We start from the raw sequence: 6,432 nt of genomic DNA on the forward strand, positions 1-6,432 counted from the left end.
ACGCCCGACGGCCGGTGTGCCGGATGCTCAGTACCCCGGGGCGACCTGCTCCCCGGTGGCCGGGCGCAGCACCGCGATCGCCTCCACCGGGCACATCTCGGCGGCCTCGGCCAGCTCCTCGGAGAGCGCGGTCGACGGCCGCCGGGGCAGCGCCCGCCCGTCGGTGCCGAGGGTGAGGTCGTCCGGGGCGGTGGCGGCGCACAGCCCGGTGCCGACGCACCGGTGCCGGTCGACCGTGACCACCAGGTCCCCGCCCCGCGGGTCCCCGCCCGGGCCGCCGACGCCGTCCGCCGTGCTCACCAGGCGACCTCCAGGGTCTGCGGGCTGCGGGTCAGCAGGCCCTGGCGCCAGTCGATGGCGTCGGCCGGCGCGGTCAGCCGCAGTCCGGGCAGCCGGCGGGCCAGCGAGTGCAGGGCGAGCTCCAGCTCCATCCTGGCCAGCCAGGCACCCAGGCAGTGGTGCGGGCCGGCGCCGAAGGTCAGGCTCGGCGTCCCGACCGGGGCGAACAGGTCGACGGGTCCCGCCGGGTAGACGTCCGGGTCGTGGTTGGCCGCGGCCGAGTCGGCCGCCACCACCGCGCCGGCCGGGATGGTCACCCCGCCGATCTCCACCTCCGCCAGCGTGCGGCGCAGCATCCCGGGGAAGGTGGTGGAGTCGCCGAGTGGGATGGTCCGCAGCAGCTGTTCGGTCGCGGCGGTGGCGGCCTGCGGGTCGGCGCCGATCCGCGCCCAGGCCGCCCGGTCCTCGCCGAGCAGGTAGACCAGTGCGTTGCCGAGCGTGGTCATGGTGGTCTCGTGCCCGGCCACCACCAGCCCGCAGACCAGCGAGGTCAGCTGCTCCTCGGTCACCCCGCCGGTCTGGTCGGCGGCCTGCACCAGGCTGGAGACCAGGTCGTCCCCGGGCTCCTTGCGGCGGGCGGTGATCAGCTGGAAGCCGAAGTGCCCGAACTCCCGCATCGCGGTGCCGATCTGCTCGGCGGTGTACGCCGTGGCGGACAGGGCGTGGTCGCTCCAGCGGCCGAGCCGCTCGGGGTCGAGGCCGTCCAGGTCCATCAGCCGGCTGATCACGGCGACCGGCAGCGGCCGGCTGTACGAGCCGATGATCTCGGCGGGGAAGCCGGCGTCCTCCAGCCGGTCGATCAGCTCCTCGACCACCGAGGCGACCCAGGGCCGCCAGCGGGCGATGGCGCGCGGGGTGAAGGCCCGCTGGACGGTCCGGCGTACCCGCTGGTGCTCGGGGCCGTCGCTGTTCAGCATCGAGTCCGGGTCGTCGAGGATGTTCGGGATCAGGGTGATCGGCGGCGCGTCCGGCGCGTACAGCGGCGCGCGGCCGATCCGCGGGTCGGTGAGCACCTGGCGGACGTCGGCGTGCCGGGTGCACACCCACACCGGGGTACCGGTGGGCAGGACGGCCAACCGGGGCGGACCCGGTTCGGCGTGGCGCAGGCAGTGCAGCGGAACGAGCGGCGCGTCGGGTACCGGGCGTTGCTCGGTGGTCATCCGTCCTCCTGGCGGTCGGCCGTGCCGGGCTGCGGGGGCAGCCCGCGTCTCGACCGTACGGGCGCCGGGCCCGGGCGGACAGCACGAGAACCGGCCATCGGGAGGCCGTACTGGCGCGAACCACGGCCTCCCGACGCAGGATTGACCACCCGTCAGACGTCGAACTCGGCCCGCAGCCGGCCCGCCCGGATCGCCGCCACCAGCTCCGCGTGGTCGGCCTCGCTCTGGTCGGCGTAGGCGACCGCGAAGGCGGCCACCGCCCGGTCCAGCTCGTCGCCCTTGCCCGTGTACCCGGCGATGACCGCGGCCTCGGCGGTGTGCGCGTGCGCCCGGGCCAGCAGCGCGCCGGTCAGCCGGCCGTAGTCGTCCAGCAGCGCCGGCTGCAGCGCGGCCGGGTCGACACTGCCCTTGCGGTTGCGGAACTGCCGTACCTGGTACGGCAGTCCGTCGACCGTGGCCCAGCCCATCAGGACGTCGCTGACCACCTGCATCCGCTTCTGTCCGAGCACCACCCGCCGGCCCTCGTGCCCGGCCGGGCCGGCCACCGCGAACCCGGCCCGGGCCAGCGGCGCCAGCAGCACCGAGGCCCTGGCCTCCTTGACCTGCAACACCAGCGGCTCCTCGCGCCGGTCGGTCAGCAGCACCACGTACGAGCGGGTCCCGACACTGCCGGTGCCCACGATCCGGAACGCCACGTCCTGCACGCTGTAGCGGGCCAGCAGCGGGTGCAGCTCCTCCGGCACGGTCGCCAGGTAGCCGTCCAGCGCGCCCGCGACCGAGGCCGCCTGCGCCCGGCTCACCTCGCTGAGCACCGGCGGGGCGGCGGTGAACCGCCAGCGGCCGTCCTCACCGCGGACGGTGGACTTCGCGGCGAACCGCGCACTGGTGTTGCGCAGCGCCTTCGCGGACACCCCGTCCAGCACCTCGCGCAGCTCGTGCGCGTCGGTGAAGGTCACCAACTGCTCGTCGGGAACGGCGTTCCAGGCGTCCACCGCGGGCATCTTGGCCAGCCGCCGCATGGTCCTGCGGTACGAGGAGGCCGCGTCGGCGGCGGCCTGCCGGCACACCTGCTCGCTCGCGCCGGCCTGCCGTCCTGCCAGCACCAGGCTGGCCGCCAGCCGCTTGAGGTCCCACTCCCAGGGGCCGGGCGCGGTCTCGTCGAAGTCGTTGATGTCCATCACCAGATGGCCCCGGGCATCGCCGTACACGCCGAAGTTGGCCGCGTGCGCGTCGCCGCACAGCTGGGCCACCACCCCGGACGCCGGGGTGGCCGCCAGGTCGTGCGCCATCAGCCCGGCGGAGCCGCGCAGGAACGCGAACGGCGAGGCCGCCATCCGGCCGATCCTTATCGGCACCAGCTCGGACAGCCGGCCCGCGTTGGCCTGCTCCACCGCCGCCACCACGCTCGGCCGGTCCGCCGGCAGCCGCAACGCGGCGTGCGACTCCCGCGGCGCCTTGTCCCGCAGCGCCCGTCCGCGCTCCTTGGCGCTGCCCTGCGGCGGCCACTGCGCGAACCCGGCCCCGTGGCCCTGCTCCGCACCCGCGGCCGACGGCCCGCCGCCCGTTCTGTCCTGATCCATCCCCACCACCGGACTCCGTTCCGCTTCCATGCCCTGAGCTGACGTTCCCGCAGGCCCGCCGGTTCCTGCAGCGACGAACCGTACCGTCCGCCCGGCCCCCGCTCGCACGGGGCCCGCCCGCGGGTGTGGCAGCATGCCACGTATGGCTCACGACATCGGCGCCCTCGGCGAGGACTACCTCGCCTTCTGGCGCGAACGGCTGCTGTGCACCCTGACCACGCTGCGCCCCGACGGCACGCCGCACGTGGTCCCGGTCGGCGCCACCTTCGACCCGGCCACCGGGATCGCGCGGGTGATCACCAACCGGACCAGCCGCAAGGCCGCCCACGTGCGGGCGGCGGGCGAGGCCGGCCTGCGGGTGGCGCTGTGCCAGGTGGACTGGGCGCGCTGGGCCACCCTGGAGGGGGTCGCGGTGGTGTCCGCCGATCCGGACGCGGTGGCGGAGGGCGTACGGCGCTACGCCGAGCGGTACCGGGAGCCCCGGGTCAACCCGGACCGCGTGGTGATCGAGATCACCGTGGACCGGGCGCTGGGCCGCGTCTGACCCCCCTCCGTCCGGGGGCGGCGTCAGCGCACGATGCCGGCCGCGCGGGCGGCGCGGAGCCACTCCGGGAACTCCTGCACCAACCGGTCGAACACCTGCGGGCCGGAGCGTGACCCGGGCCGTTGGCCCGCACCGAAGTGGCCCGCGTTGTCGACGACCCGCCCGCCGAGCGTGTCCAGGCTGCGCAGGAAGCGCAGCTGCCGGCTGTGGCCGAAGCCGACGAACTGCCAGAAGATCGGCAACGAGCTGGCGCCGCGCAGCACTTCACGGGTCTGCCGCCGGTCGAACGGCTCGCCGTCGGTCTGGAAGATGACGAAGGCGGGGTCGCTCGCGCCGCTGTGCAGGTAGTGCTCGATCACCGCCCGCATCGCGGGGGCGAAGCGGGTCCCGCCCCACGCCAGCCGCTCGTGCAGCAGGCCGATCCGCCCCTGGTAGTCGTCGAGCGAGAGGTCGGCGATCAGCAGGACGTCGTCGGCGAAGAACACCACGGGTACGGTGCCGTCGTCGTCCAGGTTGGCGGACAGGCCGAGCGCCTGTTCGGCGAGGTGCTGCATGCTGCCGTTGTCGTAGTACCACCCCATGCTCGCGGAGTGGTCCAGCACCAGGTACACGGCTGCCCGCAGTGGCCCGAGCCCAGCTTTGGCGAGCGAGACGCCGGCCTCCTTGTACAGGTCGACCAGGCCGGGTGCGGTCCGCTCGACCTTCTCCAGGCTGATCGCCGGCATGGTCGTCGGCGTGGTCGCCGGGGCGGCCGGCGGAGTGGCGGCCACCGGGTTGGTGGCCGCCGGGGCGGGGGAGTCGTCGACCTCGATGCCGAAGGCGTCCGCCAGGCCCCGCGGCCCCGAGCTCCAGCCCTGGCCGACGGCCCGGACCTTCCAGCCGTCGCCGCGCCGGTACAGCTCGACCAGGGCGACACAGGTCTCCCCGTCGGTCAGCGCGGGCAGCGGGAACCCACCCGGCTCGCGCCGCTCTCCACCAGCGCGGCGAGCCCCGCACCCGGGGCGAAGCCGGCCACCGCGACCACCACCCGGACCACGGCGGCCGGCAGCAGCGAGAGCTCCGCGGTGACGACCTGGCCGGCCACCGCCACGCCGTCCTGGGCCGGGTGGTGGTGGAAGACCAGGTCGTGGTCGCCGCGGACCCGGCCCTCGGCGCCCAGCAGGACCACGAACACGTCCGGGTCCCGCCCGGCGGTGACGGTCACCCGGCAGTGGGCGGCGGGCAGCGGGGCGTTGGCGCCCTTGGCGAGCACGACGGTCATCCGGCACCTCCAGGGAGGGGACTGCCCAGGCACAGCATTGTCCTCACTCCGCGGGGCCCGCCGGGTGCGATGGCCGGATCAACCTCCGGACGGGCCGCCGTCGTTCAGTTGACCGCCACCGCGGACCAGGCACCCGCGACGGCCGTGTACTCGGCGCTGCCCGCGCCGTACAGGTCGGTGGCCGCCTTGAGGGTGGCGGTCCGGGCGCCCGCATAGGTGGTGGTGGAGGTCATGTAGGTGGTCAGCGCCCGATACCAGATCTTGCCGAGCTTGTCCCGGCCGATGCCGGTGACGCCGGCACCGTTGCAGGTCGGGCTGTTGTAGCTGACGCCGCCGATGACCTTCGCGCCGCTGCCCTCGGCCAGCAGGTAGGCGAAGTGGTTCGCCACGCCCGAGGAGTAGTGCACGTCCAGCCCGCCGACGCTCGAACTCCAGCAGTCCGCGGACTTGGTGTCCTTGGACGGCTGGTCCATGAATCGCAGCGCGGGCTTGCCGAAGCCGGGCTTCACGATCTCCTCGCCGATCAGGTAGTCGCCCGGGTCGGCGGGGTTGGCCGCGTACCACTCGACCAAGGTGCCCATGATGTCGGAGGTGGCCTCGTTGAGCCCGCCGGACTCCCCGGAGTAGTTGAGCTTGGCGGTCCGCGAGGTGACGCCGTGCGACATCTCGTGCCCGGCCACGTCCAGCGCCACCAGCGGGCCGAACACCGATCCGTCGCCGTCGCCGTACGTCATGCAGAAGCAACTGTCCTGCCAGAAGGCATTGTTGTAGTTGCTGCCGTAGTGCACCCGGTTGTACGAGCCCTTGCCGTCACCGCCGATCCCGGTGCGGCCGTGCACGTTCTTGTAGTAGTCCCAGGTGGTGTTGGTGCCGTACTGGGCGTCCACCGCCGCGCTGGCCCGGTCGGCGGTGGTGCCGGTGCCCCAGTGGTTGTCGGCGTCGGTGAACAGGGTGGCCGGGGCGCGCACGATGCAGATCGAACCGATGCACAGGTCGGTCTTGTTGGCCGCGTCGCCGGTGTAGGTGTTGCCCCGGGTGGGGTCCTTGAGCTGGTAGGCGCCGCCGGACTGGGTGGTCTCCAGCGGCACCGTGCCGCCGTAGAGGGAGGCGCCGTCGCCGGCCGCGGTCTCCAGGCCGTCCCAGTCGGCGATCTGCCGGCCGGTGGTGGCGTCGGTGAGGACCGTACGGGCGACCGGGTTGCCGAGGTAGTCCTGCCCCGCGGCGGTGGTCTGCCAGGCGAGCCTGGGCGTGCCGTGTCCGGCGTCGACGACCAACTGCGGTGCGGCTCCCGGCTGGAGGGTGGTGGTCCGGCCGTCGGCCGCCAGCAGCGCCTGGCCGGCCTGCGCGGCGGCGGCGTCGGCGCCGACCGCCGGGGTGGTGGTCCGCACCGCGAGCGGCGCGGTGGTGGCCCGGTCGGCGCCCCGGTAGGCGCCGCTCGGTGCGAGGTGGACGACCAGGTCGCCGCCGAGCACCGGCAGGCCCGCGAAGGTGCGGTCGTAGCGGACGTGCTGGCTGCCGTCCGGGTCGATCAGGACGTCCCGGACGCTG

At 74.5% G+C, this 6,432-nt stretch carries 7 protein-coding genes and 1 pseudogene; 1 reads left to right on the forward strand and 7 read right to left on the reverse strand.

Annotated elements, in window-relative coordinates:
- Nucleotides 1–27 precede the first annotated feature (27 nt).
- The 3 genes from AA75_RS15120 to AA75_RS15130 all read right to left on the reverse strand — a co-directional run bounded on the left by AA75_RS15120 (nucleotide 28) and on the right by AA75_RS15130 (nucleotide 3,079).
- Nucleotides 28–300: a ferredoxin gene (locus AA75_RS15120; protein ID WP_082526525.1), complete on the reverse strand. Its 273-nt coding sequence runs from the start codon at nucleotides 298–300 to the stop codon at nucleotides 28–30.
- Nucleotides 297–1,499 carry a cytochrome P450 gene (locus AA75_RS15125; protein ID WP_033820527.1) on the reverse strand — a complete coding sequence of 401 codons (1,203 nt, stop codon included), beginning with the start codon at nucleotides 1,497–1,499 and terminating at the stop codon, nucleotides 297–299. The genes AA75_RS15120 and AA75_RS15125 overlap by 4 nt, the downstream gene beginning before the upstream one ends.
- 152 nt (nucleotides 1,500–1,651) lie before the next feature.
- Nucleotides 1,652–3,079, reverse strand: coding sequence for a DUF2252 domain-containing protein (locus AA75_RS15130; RefSeq protein ID WP_233289031.1), 1,428 nt, complete (start codon nucleotides 3,077–3,079; stop codon nucleotides 1,652–1,654).
- A gap of 142 nt (nucleotides 3,080–3,221) precedes the next feature.
- On the opposite strand from AA75_RS15130, the gene AA75_RS15135 reads away from it, so the two are divergent.
- Nucleotides 3,222–3,623 carry a PPOX class F420-dependent oxidoreductase gene (locus tag AA75_RS15135; protein ID WP_033820529.1) on the forward strand — a complete coding sequence of 134 codons (402 nt, stop codon included), beginning with the start codon at nucleotides 3,222–3,224 and terminating at the stop codon, nucleotides 3,621–3,623.
- Between the two features lie 23 nt (nucleotides 3,624–3,646).
- On the opposite strand, the gene AA75_RS15140 is transcribed toward AA75_RS15135, so the two are convergent.
- From AA75_RS15140 to AA75_RS15150, 4 genes and pseudogenes are all read right to left on the reverse strand, one after another.
- Nucleotides 3,647–4,348: a VWA domain-containing protein gene (locus tag AA75_RS15140; RefSeq protein ID WP_033820535.1), complete on the reverse strand. Its 702-nt coding sequence runs from the start codon at nucleotides 4,346–4,348 to the stop codon at nucleotides 3,647–3,649.
- 144 nt (nucleotides 4,349–4,492) lie between these two features.
- Nucleotides 4,493–4,567: pseudogene (locus tag AA75_RS53985) on the reverse strand (hypothetical protein); the annotation flags it as partial.
- Nucleotides 4,555–4,884 (reverse strand): hypothetical protein, encoded by a 330-nt coding sequence (locus AA75_RS15145; protein ID WP_051812447.1) that lies wholly within the window; start codon nucleotides 4,882–4,884, stop codon nucleotides 4,555–4,557. The pseudogene AA75_RS53985 and the gene AA75_RS15145, both read right to left, overlap by 13 nt.
- Before the next feature lie 104 nt (nucleotides 4,885–4,988).
- Nucleotides 4,989–6,432, reverse strand: a 1,444-nt coding sequence (locus tag AA75_RS15150; protein ID WP_033820530.1) for a M4 family metallopeptidase, incomplete at its 5' end; no start/stop codon positions are given.

The sequence above is a fragment of the Kitasatospora sp. MBT63 genome (assembly GCF_000710465.2).
GTDB lineage: Bacteria > Actinomycetota > Actinomycetes > Streptomycetales > Streptomycetaceae > Kitasatospora.